This is a genomic window from Agromyces sp. NPDC056523 (assembly GCF_042794545.1).
Taxonomy (GTDB): domain Bacteria; phylum Actinomycetota; class Actinomycetes; order Actinomycetales; family Microbacteriaceae; genus Agromyces.
On sequence record NZ_JBHTTM010000003.1, the window covers coordinates 391,012 to 409,493 of the forward strand.

Consider the following 18,482-nt stretch of genomic DNA (forward strand, 5'->3'; position numbering starts at 1 on the left):
CCCTGGGGGTCACTCCGCGGCGCGCGCGGCGGCCAGCGCATCGCGCCAGCTCATGTCGCGCGCCGCCTTCACCGCGCACACGACGACGAGCATCCAGCCGCCCTCCTGCAGCGCGAAGCTCTCGGCGAAGCTCGTCACGGTGATCGCGACGAGCACCAGCGCCGGCCACAGGTACACGACGCTCCGCCGGTTCGAGGCGAGCAGCCACGAGCGCACGAGGGCGACGCCGACGAGCGCGGCGAAGAGCAGCATGCCGATCACCCCGACCTGGAAGTACGCGTCGATCCAGGCGCTGAGGGCCGAGCCGAGCTCGCGGCCGATCGCACGCTCGATCCAGACGTAGGGCGCGGCGTCGGGCCAGCGGCCCACCCAGCCCCAGCCCTGGAGCGGATTCGCGGCCAGGTACCGTGAGACCTCGCGCCACACGTCGAGCCGCACGGCGAACTCGCCGCGCGCGTCGAGCAGCTCGATGATGCGGACGCGCAGGACCCAGGCGGTGACGAGCGTGACGACGCCCGTGACGAGCAGCGCGAGCTGCCACCGCCACCGGTCGTGCTCGGGGGCGCGGCGCAGGCCGTACAGCGCGGCGAGCGCGACGAGCGAGGCCCCGAGCGCGATCCACGTGACGGGCGAGCCCGCCAGCACGAGCGCGATCGAGGCCAGCACGATGGAGGCGATCGCACGCCCGCGCTGCACGCTGCGCGTGCGCCACTCGATGATGAAGGTCAGCAGCGCGATGAGCGCGACGAAGCCGAGCAGGTTGCGCGAGCCGAAGATGCCCTGGATGGGGCCGAGCGAGGCGATGTCGCCCTGGATGCCGAGGAAGGCGATCGGGAGGTCGAGCAGGATGCCGGAGAGCACCTCGAGCGCGAGGGACACCGCCAGCAGCACCCGGAACACATCGCCGAACGCCCGGACGATCTGGATCGTGTCGCGCATCAGCGCCACGTACAGCCCGAGCATGCCGAAGGCGATGAGGTAGCCGACCCGCAGCAGCGTGGCGACGGGCGCGTTGCTCCAGATCACCGACGCGGCGGCCCAGCCGACGAACACGAGGATCGTGAGCGGCAGGATGCCGTACCACTCGACCGCGCGCCACCGGGCGACGAGCGAGAGTCCGCACAGCACGATCAGCGTCGCGAGCGCGGCGAGGAGCCCCGGCCAGCCGACCATCGACCGGATGGCATGCGTCGAGAACGCGAGTCCGATCGCGATGAGGGTCAGCGACTGGGCGAAGCGCGCCGAACCGGCGAATTCGCGCAGCGCCGACCTCACGGACGCACCTGCGGGCGCGCGAACCGGCGGGGCCACCGGGTCGGCGGCATGGGCGGGAGGGCCTCGGGCGCCCACTGCCGTTGCTTGGTGCCCCAGGCGATCGCGAGCAGCAGCAGCCACCCCGACTCGATCAGGATGCGGCTCTCGGCGAGGGACTGCCCGATCAGCGCGACGAGGGCGAGCAGCGGGATGAGCGCGGCCGCGGAGAACGGCAGCCGGCCGCCCTGCTCGTCCATCGGCGGGTCGACGGCGAGGAACCAGGATCGCCAGAGCGCGCCGATCACGATCGACGCGAAGGCGATGAGCCCGACGAGGCCGAGCTGCATCCAGACGTCGAGCCAGGCGTTGTGCGCCTGCAGGTACTCGACGCCCTTCCGCACGGCGAGGCCGTCGAAGGGCTCGACGAACGGGTTCCAGTACCCGACCCAGCCCCAGCCGAACCAGGGGCGCTCGGTGGCCAGCCCGATGACGGCGTCCCAGATGTCGAGGCGGCCGGTGAGGTCCTCGCCCTTCCCGAAGACGTCGAGCAGCGCATTCCAGAAAACCAGGAGGAGGGTGACGGATGCCACGAACGCGGCCGCGGCGGCCGCGTACACGCCGCGTCGCCGATGCGGTCCGACGCGCCGGGCCCACAGCGCGAACGCGAGCGCGACCGCGACCACGACGCCGACGAGGATCACGGTCGCCGAGCGCGTCAGCACGAACACGAGACCGGCGGCGACGAGCCATCCGATGCCCTGGGCGCGTCGCATGCCGCCGCTCGCGAGCAGGGCGCCGAACAGGATGATCGCCAGCAGGGCGGCCATGGCGAGCAGGTTGCGGCTCGCCACGATGCCCTCGATGGGGCCGCCCTCGAACAGGAGCGCCCGGGACCAATAGAAGGCCATCGGGAGCTTGCCCGCGTTTGGGTCGAAGTCGGGGACGAGCGGCAGCAGGGGCTCGCGCACGAACAGCGCGACCCAGAGCTCGAACAGCAGCGAGAGCGCGAGCAGCCACTTCAACGCCCCGCCGAGTGCGCGCAGGAAGCCGTGCCAGCCGAGCGACAGCGTGAGCGACAGCGCGATGAACGCGGTCGCCAGCATGATGCCGAGGCCGAGCGCGGTCGCGGCCGGGTAGAACGACCAGGTGATCGACGCCGACGCGATGAGGACGAAGGCGAGCGTCGACTTGGGGACCCGACGCCACGCGAGCCGCGGTCGTGCCGACCACCACAGCCAGGCGGCGCCGATCACGATCAGCACCACGATGGCCCCGAAGCCCCACCAGCCGAGCAGGTTGCGCCAGAACTGCCCGGCGAACGCGGTGAACAACGCGAACGTCGCGAACGCGCCCTCGAGCGCGTGCCGCCGTCCCGTGGTCATGCGCACAAGGCTATCGCGGCGCGACCCGCCCTCCGTCGGCCAGAATGGGCTGGGCGGTTCGAAGGGAGTGCGATGAGGATCTCGGTCATCGGATGCGGATACCTGGGCGCGGTGCACGCCGCGGCCATGGCGGATCTCGGGCACGACGTGGTCGGCGTCGACACCGACGCCGACAAGGTCGCGAAGCTGACGGCGGGCGAGGCGCCGTTCTTCGAGCCCGGCCTCGAGGAGTTGCTCGGCGAGGGCGTGCGGTCGGGCCGGCTGCGCTTTACGACCGACATCGCCGACGCGGCCGACGCCGAGGTGCACTTCGTGGCGGTCGGCACGCCGCAGCTGCCCGGGGCCGACGGCGCCGACCTCAGGTTCGTCGACGGGGCGTTCGACGCGCTCGCGGGCGTGGCCGCACCCGGGTCGCTCCTCGTCGGCAAGAGCACCGTGCCGGTCGGCACGGCAGCCGAGTTGGTCGCACGACTGCGGAAGGCGGGCTCGACCGCGCTGCTCGCGTGGAACCCCGAGTTCCTGCGCGAGGGCTTCGCCGTCGCCGACACCCTCGCCCCCGACCGACTCGTCTACGGCGTCGACGACGAGCGTGCGACCGAGCTGCTCGACCGCGTCTACGCCGACATCCTCGAGCGCGGCACGCCGCGCATCGTGACCGACTTCGCGACCGCCGAGCTCGTCAAGACGGCCGCGAACGCGTTCCTCGCGACGAAGATCAGCTTCATCAACGCGATGGCCGAGATCGCCGAGGCGACGGGGGCGGATGTCACGACGCTCGCCGATGCGATCGGCCACGACGCCCGCATCGGCCGGCGGTTCCTCAACGCCGGGATCGGATTCGGCGGCGGATGCCTGCCCAAGGACATCCGCGCGTTCGCCGCGCGGGCCGAGGAACTCGGCCGGGCCGAGTCGGTCGCATTCCTCCGCCAGGTCGACGCGATCAACCTCCGCCGGCGCGAGCGCGCGGTCGACGTCGCGATCGAGTTGCTCGGCGGCTCGGTCTTCGAGCGCCGCATCGCGGTGCTGGGGCTCACGTTCAAGCCCGACTCCGACGACACGCGCGACTCGCCCGCCCTCGACGTGGCCGCCCGGCTGCACGGGCTGGGTGCCCGGGTTCGCGCGACCGACCCGTACGGCATCGACAACGCGCGGCTGCGCCATCCGCAGCTCGACTACGTCGCCTCGGCTCGGGAGGCGCTGCGCGACGCCGACCTGGCGCTGCTCGTCACGGAGTGGCGCGAGTATCGCGACCTCGAGCCGGCGGCGGTCGCCGAACTGATGGCCGTTCCGCGGATCGTCGACGCGCGGAACGTGCTCGACCCGTCCGCGTGGCGCGCGGCCGGCTTCGCCTACCGCGGCCTCGGCCGCTCGTAGGCGGCGCTGGCAGGGCGGTTCAGGCGAACGCTGCGTGCCCCGTGATCGCGCGGCCCACGATGAGGGTGTTCATCTCGCGCGTGCCCTCGTACGAGTAGAGGGCCTCGGCATCGGCGAAGAACCGGGCGACGTCGTAGTCGAGCACGATCCCGTTGCCGCCGCACGCCTCGCGGGCCCAGCCGACGGTCTCGCGCATGCGCGCCGTGGCATACGCCTTCGCGAGGGCCGAGTGCTCGTCGCGCTGCTCGCCCCGGTCGAGCATCTCGGAGACGCGGACGACCATGCCGAGCGACGCCGTGATGTTGCCGAGGCATCGCACGAGGAGGTCCTGGATGAGCTGGTGCGACCCGATCGGCCGCCCGAACTGCTCGCGCTCGCGGGCGTAGCGAACCGCGCCCTCGTAGGCGCCGATCGCGGTGCCGACCGCCGACCACGCGACCTCGGCCCGGGTCTGGCGGAGCACCGCGGACGTGGCGCGGAACGAGTGCGCCTCCTGCAGTCGCAGCTCCTCGGGCACGGCGACGTCGGTCAGCGTGATATCGGCGTTCTGCACCATCCGGAGGCTGACCTTGCCCTGGATCTTCGTGGCCGAGTAGCCGGGCGTGGAGGTCGGCACGATGAAGCCCTTGACCTGGCCGTCGGCCTCGTCCTTCGCCCAGATGATCGTGACGTCCGAGAACGTGGCGTTGCCGATCCACCGCTTCTGCCCGTTGAGGATCCACGTGTCGCCCTCGCGTCGCGCCGTCGTCCTGAGGCCGCGCGCGGAGTCGGATCCGGACAGCGGCTCGGTCAGGCCGAACGCGCCGATGACCTCGCCCGACGCGAGCCGCGGGATCCACTCGCGGCGCTGCGCGTCCGAGCCCGCCGTGGCGACCGAGCCGATGGCGAGGCCGTTCTGCACGCCGACGAACGTTCCGACGGAGGCGTCGACGCGGGCCAGCTCGAGCGCCACGAATCCGCGGAACACCGCCGAGTTCTCGAACGGCGCGGTCTCGTCCCAGGCGTAGGAGAGGACGCCGAGCTCGGCGAGGGGCTTCACGACCTCCATCGGGAACTCGGCACGCTCCCAGTGGTCGTTGACGATGGGCCGGACGTCGCGCTCGAGCCAGGCGCGGAGGGCGGCGAGCGCCTCCTGCTCGCGTTCCGTCAGCAGCGACCCGTACGAATAGAAGTCGCTCGCGAGCGGCTCGTAGGACATGTCGGACCTTCCTCCTCGTGGACGCGCCGAGCCTAGGCACGGCCCATCGACGATCCGCAGCCGTTGGTAGTTTGGAGCCAAACCGAGAAAGGACGCGGTCCCGCATGTTTGTCGCCATCCGCAATCATCCCCGCGACTATGCGTGGGGATCCCACACGGCGATCGCGGAGTTCCGAGGAGTGCAACCGAGCGGCGGGCCCGAGGCCGAGCTGTGGCTCGGCGCGCACGCGGGATCGCCCGCGCACGTGGTGGACGCGGCATCCGTCGGCGCCGCCGACCTCGCCGAGCTCGTGTCGGGGAACCCGGCCGCAGCACTCGGGCCCGACCTGGCGCGTGAGGGGTCCCGGCTGCCGTTCCTGCTCAAGCTGCTCGCGGCCGGGCGGCCGCTCTCGCTGCAGGCGCACCCCGATCCGGAACAGGCTCGCGCGGGATTCGCGCGCGAGGAGGCCGAGGGCGTGCCGCTCGACGCGTTCGATCGCAACTACCGCGATCCGTTCGCCAAGCCCGAGCTGATCGTCGCGCTGAGCGACGCGTTCGAGGCGCTCTCCGGCTTCCGCCCGCTCGAGGAGGTCGCCGGGATCCTGCGGGTCCTGCGCGCCGCCGACGTGGCGTCCGACGAACCCCAGTCCGGGGCGCTCGACCTCCTCGCCGCCCGGCTCGAGACCGCCGAGCCCCTGCGTGACGCCGTGGCCTGGCTGCTGCAGGACGGCCGCGGCGGCGACACCGGCGAGGCCGCGTGGGTCGTCGAGCGGGTGACCGAGCTGGCGGCCTCCGAGATCGCGCTCATGTCGCCGTTCGCCGCGTCGTTCCGCACGGTCGGACAGTTGGCGTCGGAGTACCCGGGCGACCCGGGGATCGTGATCTCGCTCCTGCTGAACCGCGTCACGCTCCGTCGCGGCGAGGCGCTGTTCCTCGACGCGGGCAACATCCACGCCTACCTCGACGGCCTGGGCATCGAGCTCATGACCGCGAGCGACAACGTGCTGCGGGGCGGCCTGACGTCCAAGCACGTCGATGTCGCGGAACTGCTCGAGGTGCTCGACTTCACCCCGATCCCGCCTCCGGTGCTGCCCGCCGTGCAAGTGTCGCCCGGCGTGGTCGAGTATCGCCCGCCCGTGGCCGACTTCACGCTGTTCCGCGTCGAGAAGGCGACGGATGCGGCGCGCCTGCCCCTCGGCGGACCGGCGATCGTGATCGCCGAAGGGGGCGCCGTCGACGTGACGGGCGCCGGAGGCGGCGTCCGGGTCGAGCGCGGTGAGGCGGTGTTCGCCTCGCCCGACGAGCGGATGCTCGAGGTGCGCGGCGACGGGGTCGCGTGGATCGCCACGACCGGCGCGATCCGAAGCTAGTGCGACGCGGCTCGCGCGCGGGCGCTCAGCCGACCTGACGCGGGCCGAACACCCGCCGGTATTGCGTCGGCGTCGTCTGCAGCACCTTGACGAAGTGGTGCCGCATCACGGCGGCCGCGCCGAAGCCGGTCTCGCGTGCGATCTCCTCGAGCGTGAGGTCGGTCTGCTCGAGCAGCTGCTGCGCCCGCAGCAGGCGCTGGCGGTTGAGCCAGGCGTTCGGCGTCGTACCGGTCTCGGCCCGGAACTTGCGCGCGAACGTGCGCGGCGACATGAGCGCGGTGCGCGCGAGCCGGTCGACGGTGAGGTCCTCGTCGAGGTGCTCGAGCATCCACTCGGTGACGCGCGCGAACGAATCGGTGCGGACCTCGGCGACGGGCGTCTGGATGAACTGGGACTGGCCGCCGTCGCGCTGGGGCGGCACGACCATGCGGCGCGCGACGATGTTGGCGGCGCTCGCGCCGAGCTCGGTACGGACGATGTGGAGCGCGGCGTCGATGCCGGCGGCGGTGCCGGCGCCGGTGACGACCCTGCCGTCCTGCACGAACAGGACGTCGGGGTCGACCTCGGTGTCGGGGAACTCGTCGGCGAGTCGGTCGGTGTACATCCAGTGCGTGGTGGCGCGTCGGCCGGCGAGCACGCCGGCCCGGCCGAGCGTGAACGCGCCCGAGCAGACGCTGAGCACCCACGCGCCGCGATCGACCGCCTCGCGGATGACCCGGAGCACCTCGGGATGCGCGGGCTCGTCGATGAGGGACGCGGGCACGGCGACGAGGTCGGCCGTCTCGGCGGCCGCGAGGCCCTCGTGCACGACGATGTCGAACCCGAGCTTGGTCGGGATGGGACCCGGTTCGGCGGCCACAACATGGAAGTCGAACGTGGGGCCGCCGTGCTCGGCGCGGTCGATGCCGAACACCTCGCAGATGACCCCGAACTCGAAGGGCGCCATCTGCGGGACGGCGATGCAGGCGATGGTCTGGAGCACGTCGGCCTCCCGTGGCTGCCGCCAGCAGGCTGGCAGGAATGTGTCGATCTATGGCGAGTCTGCCACTTCCGGCAGGATATTGCAAGGAGCATAATTACTGCCATGGACACCATCGTGATGCTGATCATCGCCGGCCTCGCCGTGTGGGGCGTCGTTGCGACGCTGCTCCGGCTCGACACCGACGGCTACGGCCGTCCCGAGATCCGCGACCGCAACCGGCACGTCGAGAACCTGCCGCTGCGCCGGGCCTGACGCCGCGCCATCCGCCCCTCGGGGCTGACCGCTAGCATCGTCACGACGCCGGAGGCACCGGCGGCGGAAGGCGGACATGAGCTGGCTGGTCACCGGGGGAGCCGGGTACATCGGAGCGCACGTCGTGCGCGCGTTCCGGTCCCAGGGCATCGACACGGTCGTCGTCGACGACCTCTCATCCGGACAGCGCGGATTCGTGCCCCGCGGCGTGCCCTTCGTCGAGGGATCGATCCTCGATGGCGCGCTGCTCGAGCGGGCCATGGACGAGCACGGCGTCGTCGGCGTCGTGCACCTCGCGGGCTTCAAGTACGCGGGCGTCTCGGTGCAGCAGCCCCTGCACACCTACCGGCAGAACGTCACCGGCACGGCCACGCTGCTCGGCGCAATGGAGGCGCGCCGCGTGGACCGCATCGTCTTCTCGTCGAGCGCGGCCGTGTACGGCACGCCCGATGTCGACCTCGTCACCGAGGCGACCCCCAAGCACCCGGAGTCGCCCTACGGCGAGTCCAAGCTCGTGGGCGAATGGCTGCTCGCCGACCAGGGCCGTGCCACGGGCCTGCGCCACACGTCGCTGCGGTACTTCAACGTCGTGGGCTCCGGCACCGACGATGTCTACGACCCGAGCCCGCACAACCTGTTCCCGCTGGTGTTCGATGCCCTCCTCGACGGCCGCACGCCCCGCATCAACGGAACCGACTACCCGACTCCCGACGGCACGTGCGTGCGCGACTACATCCACGTCGCCGATCTCGCCGATGCGCACGTCGCCGCGGCGCGCCGCCTCGACGCGGGCGATCCGATCGAGGCGGTGTACAACCTCGGCTCGGGTGACGGGGTCTCGGTCGGCGAGATCATGCGGGAGGTCGCGAACGTCACGGGGATCGCGTTCGAACCCGAGGCGGCTCCTCGGCGCGCGGGCGATCCGGCGCGCATCGTCGCGTCCGGCGAGCTGGCCGCGCGCGACCTCGACTGGCGCATGCGCCACGGCCTGGCCGAGATGGTCGCCAGCGCGTGGTCGGCCCGGCGCGCGGCATCCGTCGTCAACCCGTGATCACGACTCGGACACGCGGTCAGCGTGTCGCGGCCCGTCTGAAGCCTCGACAGGCGATCGAGGGTTTACGATTCGCGACTTGACTTCCACCGAATTACACCGATGTAATTGTTCATGACACACCCCTCGGGGATGTCGGTACAACTGGGTGGGAGACGATATGAGCAGGCCTGAATATCGTTCTGGGGTACCTGAGGATTGGTTCGTCGACCCCGTGCGGCTCGGCGTTCCAGGGGTTCGCGGGGTCGCAGACGACGACAACCAGCTGGCGTGGCAGACCGACGCGCTGTGCGCGCAGACCGATCCGGAGGCGTTCTTCCCCGAGAAGGGCGGCTCCACTCGCGACGCCAAGCGCATCTGCACGGGCTGCGAGGTCCGCGCCGAGTGCCTCGAGTACGCACTCGCCAACGACGAGCGGTTCGGCATCTGGGGCGGGCTCTCCGAGCGCGAGCGGCGCAAGCTGCGCCGCCAGGCCGGCTGAGCCGACTCGAGGCCCGAGCGGTGCCGGGCGTGATTCGAGGCACGCCCGCAACATGACCGATGGGGCTGGGACCGCCGCCTATGCTGTCCCCGATGTTCCCTAAGGTCACCGCCGTCCTCGTCGTGCAGCATGGCGGCGACCGCCTCGCCGCGACGCTCGCCGCCCTCCGCGCGCAGCGACGCCCGGCCGACGCCCTCGCCGTCGTGCTCATGCGCAGCGACGACGCGACTCGGGCCGCCGTCGAGGCGGCGGAGCCGGAGCATGTCGTCCAGCTGGAGTCCGTCCTGCCCTTCGGCGAGGCCCTGCGCGCCGTCGAGTCGACGCTTCCCGCGCCGTCGACTGACGAGGAGGCGATCTGGCTGCTCACCGAGGACGCCGCGCCCGAGCCCGGTGCGCTCGAGGCGCTCATGGCCGAACTCGCGACGGCCCGATCGGCGGCGATCGCCGTGCCCAAGCTCGTGGACTGGGAGGTGCCAGCGCGCATCCTCCGGTTCGGGCGGTCGATGACGCGATCCGGCCGCAGCCTCGCGGTCGTCGACGACGAGCTCGACCAGGGCCAGCACGACGACCTCTCCGACGTGCTCGGCGCCGACCCCGTCGGGCTGCTCGTCCGGCACGCCGTCTGGCGCCGGCTCGGCGGTTCGGACCCCGCACTGCCGACCGTCGACGACGGCCTCGACCTGGGAGTCCGGGCGCGACTCGCCGGCCACCGGGTCGTGGCCGTGCCCGCAGCCCGAATCCGCTACGCGGACAGCGGCACCGCGGGACAGGGTTCTGCTCGCGGCGGGCGGGCCGCACGGCGGCGTGCGCGCGAGGCACGCGGCGCGCAGCTGCACCGTCGGCTCGTGTACGCCCCGGCGGTGCTGGCCCCGCTGCACTGGCTCGCGCTGCTGCCCATCGCGGTCCTCCGGTCCGTCCGGCACCTGCTCGTCAAGTCGCCCGGGAGCATCCCGGGGGAGTTCCGAGCCGCCGTCGAGGCCATGGTCACGCCGCCGCGCGTCCTCCGCGCCCGACGGCAGCTCGCCGGCGCGCGAACCACCAAGTGGTCGGCGCTCGCACCCCTGCGCATCCGCGCCGACGAGGTGCGGCTCCGTCGGCAGCAGGCGGCTGAGGCACGCCGCCAGCGCGCGCGGGGCCGGGCCGACGAGCTGCGCTTCCTGCAGACCGGCGGCGGCTGGGTCCTGCTCGCGGGCATCGTCGCGTCGGTCGTGCTGTTCGCTCCCCTCGCTGCGGGGGGCGGCATCGTCGGAGGCGGCCTCCTGCCGCTCTCGCCCGACGTGGCGAGCCTCTGGCGCAACGCCGCCGCCGGATGGCGCGACATCGGCGGCGGCTTCATGGGCGCGGCCGATCCGTTCACCGGCGTGCTCGCGGTCCTCGGCTCCGTCTCGTTCTGGAATCCGTCCGGTGCACTGCTCGCGCTGTGGCTGGTCGCCATCCCGATCTCCGCGCTGGGCGGATGGTTCGCCGCGTCCCGGCTGACCGAGCGCGCCTCCCTGCGCGTGCTCGGCGGCATCCTGTGGGCCGCGGCACCGCCGCTGCTCGAAGCGCTCGCAGAGGGCCGACCCGGCCCCGTGCTCGCGCATGTCCTGCTGCCCTGGCTGGTCGTGCTGATGTTCGCTGCGGGCGCCTCGTGGGCGGCCGCGGCCGGCGCATCCCTCGTGTTCGCCGCGATCATCGCCTGCGCGCCGACGCTCGCGCCGGCGCTCATCCTCGCCTGGCTCGTCGCACTGCCGCTCAGCCGGCGGGCCGCGGTGCGCCTCGTCGGCATCCCCATCCCGGCCCTCGCGCTCTTCCTGCCGCTCCTCGTGCAGCAGTGGATGCGCGGCACGCCCCTCGCGGTGTTCGCCGACCCCGGGGTGCCGCAATGGTCGGCCGCGCCGACCCCGGTCCAGGCCGCGCTCGCTCAGTCCTCGGACGGCTGGGCCCGGTGGGAGGACCTGTTCGAGGGGGCGCTCGCCGAGATCGTGCCCCTGCCCCTGGTGCTCGCGGTCCTGCTCGCCCCGCTCCTGCTCGTCGCGCTCGCCGTCGTGGCGACGCCGCGGTTCCGCGCCGGACTCCTCGCGCTCGGCATCGCCGCGGCGGGCTACGCGACCGCCGTGCTCGCGAGCGGCCTCGCGGTCGCGGTCGCGGGCGACCTGGCGATCCCGCTCTGGGCGGGGGCCGGCATCAGCCTCATGTGGCTCGGCCTCGGCGGTGCCGCCGTGCTCGCCCTCGACGGGCTCCGCCGCGGGGCGGCCGTCGTCGCGGCGCTGGTGACCGTTTTCTCACTCATCGCCGTCGCGCCCGCGCTGGTGCTCCTCGCGCTCGGGCGCACGCCGGTCGGACCGGCTCCCGCACGCACCCTGCCCGCGTTCGTCGAGGCCGAGGCCGCGACCGATCCGCGGGTGGGCACGCTGCGGATCGACCCGACGACGGGCGGAGGCCTCCGTGCCACGATCGAGCGCGGCACGGGCGCGACGCTCGACATCCAGTCCACGCTCGCGGCCACGCAGCGCGAGCTCACCGACACCACCGAGGCGATCGCGGACCTGGCGGGGAACCTCGCCTCGCGCAGCGGATACGACGCGACCGCCGCCGTCGAGCGTTTCGGCCTGTCGTACGTGCTGCTGGGGCCGGCCGATGACGACCCGGGAGCGGCCGCCGTCGAGCAGCGGGCGACGGTCGCGCTCGACGGCAATGCCCAGGTGACGCCCTCCGGCGTCACCGGGTTCGGCCCGCTGTGGCGCTTCGTGGACGCGCAGCCGGACGCGCCGGGAGCACAGATCCCGGCCGCGGATCCGGCGGCGGGATGGGTCGTCGCGGGCCAGCTGGTCGTGATCGGATCGGCGGTGCTGCTGTCGATCCCGACCGGAGGCGGCCGCGAGCCCGATCGGCGCCCGCCGTCGCAGCGCGTGCGGCGTCGTCCGAGGTGGCCGCGCCGCACCCCCGCAGCTCCGGCTGCGGCGGCGGTGCCGGTGAACGCGGAGGCGTCCGCCGCCGAGCCGGACTCGGGGCGACCGCCCGAGCCGGAGCCGGCGATCGAGGCCGAACACGTGCCCGACCCGGGCCCCGGAACGGGACCGGATCCCGAGCCGTCCCCGGAGCCCGCGACATCCACCGCCGACGCCGGCGTCGGCACCGACTCGACCGGAGGTGACCGCGATGCGCATCAGGCGTGAATTGCTCGTCGGCCTCGGACGCGGAGCGGCCGTGGTCGGCGCCGTCGCGATCGCCGCCGGCGTGGTGGCCGCCGCCGTCGTGGCGCAGCTGCCCGTCGTGGAGGCCGAGGCGCCGTCCGTGGTCGTGCAGCCCGCGGAGAGCCGTCAGCTCCGGGTCTGCCCGGGACCGCTGCTCGAACTCGCCGAGGACGCGGCCGACGCCACGACGGCGAGCTCGTTCGGCGCCGCCCCGGTCGCCATCGCGGCCGACCCGGCTGACGCGCTCGTCGAGCAGGCGCCCGTCGAGGCGCCCGACAATCCCGCGTCCGCGACCGACGGCGGTCCCATCTCGATCGCCGCCGAGCCCGGCGCGGTGGATGCCGGCCTGCTCGCCGGCGCGCAGTCGCAGGCGGCTGACACGACCTCCATCCGCGGATTCGCGGCCGCCTCGTGCACCGAGCCGGCGTCCGAGTCGTGGCTCGTCGCCGGAGCGACGGACGTCGGCCGTTCGGGCCTCGTCCTCATCGCCAACCCGGGCGCGGTCTCCTCGACCGTCGACGTTCGCGTGCTCGGCGAGGCGGGCCCGATCGACGCGCCCGGCGCGGTCGGCGTGGTCGTGCCGCCGGGCACGCAGCGCGTGATCTCACTCGCCGGCCTGGCGCCGAACGTGCGGTCGACGGTCGTGCACGTCACGAGCACCGGTGGACCCGTTGCGGCCGCCCTCCAGCACTCGGTCGTGCTGGGCCTCGAACCGGCCGGCGTCGAGCTCTCCGGACCCGCCGCGACGCCCGCGACGGCGCAGGTCATCCCCGGCGTCGTCATCGTGGACCGCCGCGGGGTCGCCCCGCAGGAGGATCACGCGGAGGGCGACGACCATCCGGCGGTCCGGCTCCTCGCACCCGACCTCGACACGGTGGCGACCATCGAGCTGATCGGCGAGGACGGCGCGGTCGAGTCCGCCATCGAGGCCGAGCTGGTCGCCGGTCGCACGCTCGACGTGCCGCTCGGCACCGTCGATCCCGGCTCGTACACGGTGCTCGTGACCGCCGACGCGCCGGTGGTCGCCGCCGCGCGGGCCACGGTCCTCGGCGACGGCGAGGACGCGATCGTCGCCGACCTCTCGTGGACGACGTCGACGGCTCCGCTCCTGGACGGCGCGACCGTGGCGGTCCCGCCCGGACCCGACCCCGTCCTGCACGTCGCCAATCCCGGCGACGGCGACGCGACGGTCACGGTGCAGGTCGACGGCGCGGAGCGGGAGGTCACCGTGCCCGCCGGCGGCGCGGCATCCGTCGACCTCGCACCGGACGCCCGCGTCGTGCTCACGGGCGTCGAGGGCCTGCACGCGACGGTGTCGTTCAGCGGCGACGCCGAGCTCTCGTCGATGCCGGTCTCCCCGCCGGGACCGCTCGACGCCCCCGTGCGCGTCTATCCGCAGTAGGGCGCCGGGACCCGACGGCTCAGAAGTGCCGGTAGCGGCCGGGCGCGAGCTCCCACGGATCGCGCCCGAGGAAGTCGGCGACCGCGCGGAAGACGCAGCTCTCGACGAGCAGCTTCTCGTCCTTCTCCTCGCCCTCCTGCGTGCGCAGGAACCGCACGATGGGCAGCCTGTAGAAGACGATGCGGCGCTCGTCGTGGTACACCTTCCAGCGGTCGACGTGATCGTCGTGGATCGCCTCGGCGGGCGCGTCGGCGACCTGGAAGGTGACGCCCGCGAGGTCGGGCCAGAGGCCGCGCAGGTAGGCGGCCGTGGAGGCGACCGTCACGTCGAACTCCTCGACGCGGGTCCGGAGCGGTTCGAGGTGCGGTCCGGTGACGGCCGAGCGCATGCCCCGACCGTGGCGATCGCGTGCGAGGCGCCTCGGCGAGGCGGGCGTCGCGCCGACACGACGAGAACGGGGCATGACCTCCACTGTAGCGGCGCCCCGCATCGCTAGTCTGGGGTGGCCATGAGACGTTGTTCGCGCACCGCATGCACCGCTGAGGCGGTCGCGACGCTCACGTTCGACTACGCCGATTCGATGGCCGTGCTCGGGCCGCTGTCCTTCGCACGCGAGCCCCATTCGTACGACCTGTGCGCGCGCCATGCCGAGCGAACGTCCGCGCCGCGCGGCTGGCAGATCATTCGGCACGTCACCCTCGGTGAGGTAGGGTTCAGCGCATGAATCCCCCCGCCTCTCCGGGCGCTCGCGCGCGCCTCGAAACGATCGTCAAGGCCTACGACGTCCGGGGGATCGTGGGGGACGCGCTCACCGACGAGGTCGTCGAGGCGCTCGGTGCGGCATTCGCCGACGAGGTCGGTGCGGGCGCCGGGCGGATGGTCGTCGGCCACGACATGCGCGACTCCTCGCCGGGCTTCGCCGAGGCGTTCGCCCGCGGTGCCACGGCACGCGGCGCCGACGTCGTCGCGATCGGGCTCTGCTCGACCGACCAGACCTACTTCGCATCGGGTTCGATGCAGGCCCCCGCGGCGATGTTCACCGCGAGCCACAACCCGGCGACCTACAACGGCATCAAGTTCTCGCGCGCGGGCGCGCAGGGCATCTCGCTCGACACCGGCCTCGCCGCCATCCGCGAGCGCGCGGGCGACTTCCTCGACGCGGGCATCCCGCCCGTCGCCGAGCAGGGCCGGGTCGAGCGCGCCGACGTGCTCGCCGACTACGCGCGTCACCTCCGCTCACTGGTCGACCTCACGGGCATCCGCCCGCTGAAGGTCGTCGTCGACGCCGGCAACGGCATGGGCGGGCTCACCGTGCCCGCGGTGCTCGGCGAGGCGGCCGGCCTGCCGGCCCTGCCGCTCGAGATCGTCCCGCTCTACTTCGAGCTCGACGGCACCTTCCCGAACCACGAGGCCAACCCGCTCGACCCTGCGAACCTGGTCGACCTGCAGCGTGCGGTCGTCGAGCACGGCGCCGACCTCGGCCTCGCGTTCGACGGCGACGCCGACCGCTGCTTCGTCGTCGACGAGCGCGGCGTGGCCGTCGACCCGTCGGCGGTCGCCGCGATCGTCGCGCTGCGCGAGATCGCGCGCGTGCGCGCGCTCGGCGAGGATGAGCCGACCGTGATCCACAACCTCATCACCTCGCGCTTCGTGCCCGAGACGATCGAGGCGGCCGGGGCGATCGCCGTCCGCACGCGCGTCGGCCACTCGCTCATCAAGGACCGGATGGCCGAGACCGGAGCGGTCTTCGGCGGCGAGCACTCCGCGCACTACTACTTCCGCGACTTCTGGGGCGCCGACAACGGCATGCTCGCGGCGATGCACGTTCTCGCCGAGTTCGGCTCGCAGCCCGTGCCGCTCTCGCGGCTCGCCGCGCGGTTCACGCCGTACATGCTCTCGGGCGAGATCAACTCCACCGTCGAGGACGTCCCGGCGGCCTACACGCGCATCGTCGAGACGTTCGCCGGGCGTGCGGAGTTCGACGAGCTCGACGGCCTCACCGCCACCGGCATCACCTCCGGCGACGAGCCCTTCTGGTGGTTCAACGTGCGCCCGTCGAACACCGAGCCGCTCCTGCGCCTGAACGTCGAGGGCGAGGATGCCGCGACCATGGCGGCCGTGCGCGACGAGGTGCTCGCCCTCATCCGGGCCTAGCGCCCGGCGCCGAGGCCGGATGCGAGAATGGACGGCATGACCCTCGCCGGCTCCACCGCGACATCCGCTCTGCCCTTCAAGGTCGCCGACCTCTCGCTCGCCGAGTCGGGGCGCCACCAGCTCCGCCTCGCCGAGAACGAGATGCCGGGCCTCATGGCGCTGCGCGCCGAGTTCGGCGAGGCCAAGCCGCTCGCGGGCGCGCGGATCGCGGGCAGCCTGCACATGACGGTGCAGACGGCGGTGCTCATCGAGACGCTCGTGGCGCTCGGCGCGCACGTGCGCTGGGCGAGCTGCAACATCTTCTCGACGCAGGATGAGGCGGCCGCCGCGGTCGTCGTCGGCCCCGAGGGCACGGTCGACGCGCCGTCGGGCGTGCCCGTGTTCGCCTGGAAGGGCGAGACGCTCGAGGAGTACTGGTGGTGCACCGACCGGATCTTCGACTGGTCGGCCGAGGCCGAGGCGGCCGGCGCCGACTGGATCGGCCCGAACATGATCCTCGACGACGGCGGCGACGCCACGCTCCTCGTCCACCGCGGCCGCGAGTTCGAGGCCGCCGGGGCCGTGCCGGCCGCAGGAGACGCCGCGAGCGCCGAGTACCGGGTCGTGCTCGACACCCTCCGCCGCTCGATCGAGCTCTCGCCCGACCGGTGGACGCGGATCGCCGCCGAGATCCGCGGCGTCACCGAGGAGACCACCACGGGCGTGCACCGCCTCTACGAGCTGCACGCCGCCGGCGAGCTGCTCTTCCCCGCGATCAACGTCAACGACTCGGTGACGAAGTCGAAGTTCGACAACAAGTACGGCATCCGCCACTCGCTGCCCGACGGGCTGAACCGGGCGACCGACGTGCTCATGGGCGGCAAGGTGGCCTTCGTCGCCGGTTACGGCGACGTGGGCAAGGGCGCCGCCGAGGCGCTTCGCGGCCAGGGTGCGCGCGTCATCGTCTCCGAGGTCGACCCCATCAACGCGCTGCAGGCCGCGATGGACGGCTACCAGGTGTCGCGCCTCGAGTCGGTGATCGGCGAGGTCGACATCCTCGTCACGGGCACCGGCAACAAGGACGTCGTGCGCGTCGAGCACCTGCTCGGCCTCAAGCACCTCGCGATCGTCGCCAACGTGGGCCACTTCGACAACGAGATCGACATGGCCGGCCTCGAGTCGCTCGAGGGCGCCGAGCGGGTCGAGATCAAGCCGCAGGTGCACGAGTGGCGCCTGCCCAACGGCCGCAGCGTGCTCGTGCTCTCCGAGGGCCGCCTCATGAACCTCGGCAACGCGACCGGGCACCCGTCGTTCGTCATGTCCAACTCGTTCGCCAACCAGGTGCTCGCGCAGCTCGAGCTCTGGACGCGGCCCGAGGCGTACCCGATCGGCGTCTACGTGCTGCCCAAGCACCTCGACGAGAAGGTCGCGCGCCTGCACCTCGACGCGCTCGGCGTCGAGCTCACCGTGCTCACGCCCGAGCAGGCCGCGTACATCGGCGTGCCGGTCGACGGGCCGTACAAGGTCGACCACTACCGGTACTGAGCCGAGGCATGCGGATGCCGCGGGCGAGCGTCGCCACGCGGCATCCGGCGCTCACCGCTCGGGAAAGCCGAGCGGCCGGGCGTCGAGCACCGGCTCGAGCGCGGACATGCGGCGCGACTCGAGCGCGAGCGCGGCCAGGTCGCGTTCGCGGCGCAGCGCCGCGACGCCGGCGAGCATGAGCTCGGGGTCGCCCGAGGGCACCGGCGACACGTACGGCGCGACCTCGACGGCCAACCGCTCGGCCACGCGTCGCCGGCTGGCCGGCGCGAGGTGCGGCGCGTTGTGGAAGAACGCCGCGACGCGCCGCGCGACTGGATCGGGCAGGCGTCCGACGTCGGCGATCGTCGCCCACGCCGCGAGGGGGGCGGGCACCCCGAACCCCTGCGGCGTGTAGCGCGGCACGCGCTCGACCTGGGCGTGGGTGCCGGCGAGCAGGTCGCCGAGTCGCTTCGAGTCGGGGTTCAGGAAGCCGACGAGCACCGCCAGGCCGCCGAAGGTCATCCAGATCTCGAGCACGCCGACGAGCGCGCGGATGAACGCGTGGCGCAGGCCGGTCGCCCCGCCGTCGTCGCGCACGACGCGGAGGCCGAGCGCGAGCTTGCCGAGCGAGCGACCGCGCGACGCCGTCTCGACCGTGGTTGGCAGCACCACGATGCAGGCGACCACGAGCGAGATGCCGACGGCTCGGAGGGCGGCCTCGTCGAGGTCGAGCCCGGCGATCGCGAGGAAGGCGGCGAGGCCCACGATGAGCGTCGCGATGACGTCGATCGCCGCGCCCCCCGCGCGCATCACCGCGCTCGCCGGTCGAACGTCGAGCGCGACGGCCTCGCCCGTGACGAGCGCCTCGTCGTCGACGCGACCGGCGGCTCGGACGGAGGCGGACGCGTCGGCCATGGTTAGTAT

The 18,482-nt window shown here is 73.1% G+C and carries 16 protein-coding genes; 10 read left to right on the forward strand and 6 right to left on the reverse strand.

Annotated features, from left to right (window positions below; translation table 11 throughout):
- Positions 1-9: 9 nt before the first annotated feature.
- Entirely contained in the window at positions 10-1,275 is a 1,266-nt protein-coding gene (locus ACFQ58_RS12685) for an O-antigen ligase family protein (protein WP_376951481.1), read from the reverse strand.
- Positions 1,272-2,636 (reverse strand): O-antigen ligase family protein, encoded by a 1,365-nt coding sequence (locus ACFQ58_RS12690; protein WP_376951482.1) that lies wholly within the window; start codon positions 2,634-2,636, stop codon positions 1,272-1,274. The genes ACFQ58_RS12685 and ACFQ58_RS12690 overlap by 4 nt, the downstream gene beginning before the upstream one ends.
- 72 nt (positions 2,637-2,708) lie before the next feature.
- Between ACFQ58_RS12690 and ACFQ58_RS12695 the strand changes: the two genes are divergently transcribed.
- Positions 2,709-4,010 (forward strand): UDP-glucose dehydrogenase family protein, encoded by a 1,302-nt coding sequence (locus ACFQ58_RS12695; protein ID WP_376951483.1) that lies wholly within the window; start codon positions 2,709-2,711, stop codon positions 4,008-4,010.
- A 19-nt stretch (positions 4,011-4,029) separates the two neighbouring features.
- On the opposite strand, the gene ACFQ58_RS12700 is transcribed toward ACFQ58_RS12695, so the two are convergent.
- Positions 4,030-5,208: an acyl-CoA dehydrogenase family protein gene (locus ACFQ58_RS12700; protein ID WP_376951484.1), complete on the reverse strand. Its 1,179-nt coding sequence runs from the start codon at positions 5,206-5,208 to the stop codon at positions 4,030-4,032.
- A 104-nt stretch (positions 5,209-5,312) separates the two neighbouring features.
- Here ACFQ58_RS12700 and manA point away from each other — a divergent pair, with 104 nt between their 5' ends.
- Positions 5,313-6,557: a mannose-6-phosphate isomerase, class I gene (gene manA / locus ACFQ58_RS12705; RefSeq protein ID WP_376951485.1), complete on the forward strand. Its 1,245-nt coding sequence runs from the start codon at positions 5,313-5,315 to the stop codon at positions 6,555-6,557.
- Between the two features lie 25 nt (positions 6,558-6,582).
- On the opposite strand, the gene ACFQ58_RS12710 is transcribed toward manA, so the two are convergent.
- Positions 6,583-7,539, reverse strand: a complete 957-nt coding sequence (locus ACFQ58_RS12710) for a GlxA family transcriptional regulator (protein WP_376951486.1) — start codon at positions 7,537-7,539, stop codon at positions 6,583-6,585.
- Positions 7,540-7,641: 102 nt separating this feature from the next.
- On the opposite strand from ACFQ58_RS12710, the gene ACFQ58_RS12715 reads away from it, so the two are divergent.
- The 5 genes from ACFQ58_RS12715 (at position 7,642) to ACFQ58_RS12735 (ending at position 13,901) form a co-directional block, all read left to right on the forward strand.
- On the forward strand, positions 7,642-7,791 hold the full coding sequence (locus tag ACFQ58_RS12715; protein WP_376951487.1) for a hypothetical protein: 150 nt from the start codon (positions 7,642-7,644) through the stop codon (positions 7,789-7,791).
- Positions 7,792-7,867: 76 nt separating this feature from the next.
- Entirely contained in the window at positions 7,868-8,842 is a 975-nt protein-coding gene (galE, locus tag ACFQ58_RS12720) for a UDP-glucose 4-epimerase GalE (RefSeq protein ID WP_376951489.1), read from the forward strand.
- Positions 8,843-9,002: 160 nt separating this feature from the next.
- Entirely contained in the window at positions 9,003-9,323 is a 321-nt protein-coding gene (locus ACFQ58_RS12725) for a WhiB family transcriptional regulator (RefSeq protein WP_376951490.1), read from the forward strand.
- A gap of 92 nt (positions 9,324-9,415) precedes the next feature.
- On the forward strand, positions 9,416-12,481 hold the full coding sequence (locus ACFQ58_RS12730; RefSeq protein WP_376951491.1) for a glycosyltransferase: 3,066 nt from the start codon (positions 9,416-9,418) through the stop codon (positions 12,479-12,481).
- Entirely contained in the window at positions 12,465-13,901 is a 1,437-nt protein-coding gene (locus ACFQ58_RS12735) for a DUF5719 family protein (protein ID WP_376951492.1), read from the forward strand. The genes ACFQ58_RS12730 and ACFQ58_RS12735 overlap by 17 nt, the downstream gene beginning before the upstream one ends.
- A 19-nt stretch (positions 13,902-13,920) precedes the next feature.
- Here ACFQ58_RS12735 and ACFQ58_RS12740 read toward each other — a convergent pair whose 3' ends face one another.
- A complete protein-coding gene (locus ACFQ58_RS12740; protein ID WP_376951493.1) occupies positions 13,921-14,289 on the reverse strand; it encodes a metallopeptidase family protein in 369 nt (122 codons plus the stop codon).
- 120 nt (positions 14,290-14,409) lie between these two features.
- Here ACFQ58_RS12740 and ACFQ58_RS12745 point away from each other — a divergent pair, with 120 nt between their 5' ends.
- The 3 genes from ACFQ58_RS12745 to ahcY are packed head-to-tail and all read left to right on the forward strand — an operon-like array spanning position 14,410 to position 17,579.
- Positions 14,410-14,625, forward strand: coding sequence for a DUF3499 family protein (locus ACFQ58_RS12745; RefSeq protein ID WP_376951494.1), 216 nt, complete (start codon positions 14,410-14,412; stop codon positions 14,623-14,625).
- Positions 14,622-16,055 (forward strand): phosphomannomutase/phosphoglucomutase, encoded by a 1,434-nt coding sequence (locus tag ACFQ58_RS12750; RefSeq protein ID WP_376951495.1) that lies wholly within the window; start codon positions 14,622-14,624, stop codon positions 16,053-16,055. The genes ACFQ58_RS12745 and ACFQ58_RS12750 overlap by 4 nt, the downstream gene beginning before the upstream one ends.
- 36 nt (positions 16,056-16,091) lie before the next feature.
- Positions 16,092-17,579: an adenosylhomocysteinase gene (gene ahcY / locus ACFQ58_RS12755; protein ID WP_376951496.1), complete on the forward strand. Its 1,488-nt coding sequence runs from the start codon at positions 16,092-16,094 to the stop codon at positions 17,577-17,579.
- Between the two features lie 51 nt (positions 17,580-17,630).
- Here ahcY and ACFQ58_RS12760 read toward each other — a convergent pair whose 3' ends face one another.
- Positions 17,631-18,473, reverse strand: a complete 843-nt coding sequence (locus ACFQ58_RS12760; RefSeq protein ID WP_376951497.1) for an RDD family protein — start codon at positions 18,471-18,473, stop codon at positions 17,631-17,633.
- Between the last annotated feature and the right edge of the window lie 9 nt (positions 18,474-18,482).

What these genes read in the sequence shown, in the direction of transcription:
- ACFQ58_RS12730 (WP_376951491.1), top strand. Translation starts at nt 9,416, where the DNA reads ATGTTCCCTAAGGTCACCGCCGTCCTCGTCGTGCAGCATGGCGGCGAC.
- ACFQ58_RS12760 (WP_376951497.1), bottom strand. Translation starts at nt 18,473, where the DNA reads ATGGCCGACGCGTCCGCCTCCGTCCGAGCCGCCGGTCGCGTCGACGAC.
- ACFQ58_RS12725 (WP_376951490.1), top strand. Translation starts at nt 9,003, where the DNA reads ATGAGCAGGCCTGAATATCGTTCTGGGGTACCTGAGGATTGGTTCGTC.
- ACFQ58_RS12715 (WP_376951487.1), top strand. Translation starts at nt 7,642, where the DNA reads ATGGACACCATCGTGATGCTGATCATCGCCGGCCTCGCCGTGTGGGGC.
- ACFQ58_RS12695 (WP_376951483.1), top strand. Translation starts at nt 2,709, where the DNA reads ATGAGGATCTCGGTCATCGGATGCGGATACCTGGGCGCGGTGCACGCC.
- manA (WP_376951485.1), top strand. Translation starts at nt 5,313, where the DNA reads ATGTTTGTCGCCATCCGCAATCATCCCCGCGACTATGCGTGGGGATCC.
- ACFQ58_RS12735 (WP_376951492.1), top strand. Translation starts at nt 12,465, where the DNA reads ATGCGCATCAGGCGTGAATTGCTCGTCGGCCTCGGACGCGGAGCGGCC.
- ahcY (WP_376951496.1), top strand. Translation starts at nt 16,092, where the DNA reads ATGACCCTCGCCGGCTCCACCGCGACATCCGCTCTGCCCTTCAAGGTC.
- ACFQ58_RS12750 (WP_376951495.1), top strand. Translation starts at nt 14,622, where the DNA reads ATGAATCCCCCCGCCTCTCCGGGCGCTCGCGCGCGCCTCGAAACGATC.
- galE (WP_376951489.1), top strand. Translation starts at nt 7,868, where the DNA reads ATGAGCTGGCTGGTCACCGGGGGAGCCGGGTACATCGGAGCGCACGTC.
- ACFQ58_RS12740 (WP_376951493.1), bottom strand. Translation starts at nt 14,289, where the DNA reads ATGCGCTCGGCCGTCACCGGACCGCACCTCGAACCGCTCCGGACCCGC.
- ACFQ58_RS12690 (WP_376951482.1), bottom strand. Translation starts at nt 2,636, where the DNA reads ATGACCACGGGACGGCGGCACGCGCTCGAGGGCGCGTTCGCGACGTTC.
- ACFQ58_RS12745 (WP_376951494.1), top strand. Translation starts at nt 14,410, where the DNA reads ATGAGACGTTGTTCGCGCACCGCATGCACCGCTGAGGCGGTCGCGACG.
- ACFQ58_RS12700 (WP_376951484.1), bottom strand. Translation starts at nt 5,208, where the DNA reads ATGTCCTACGAGCCGCTCGCGAGCGACTTCTATTCGTACGGGTCGCTG.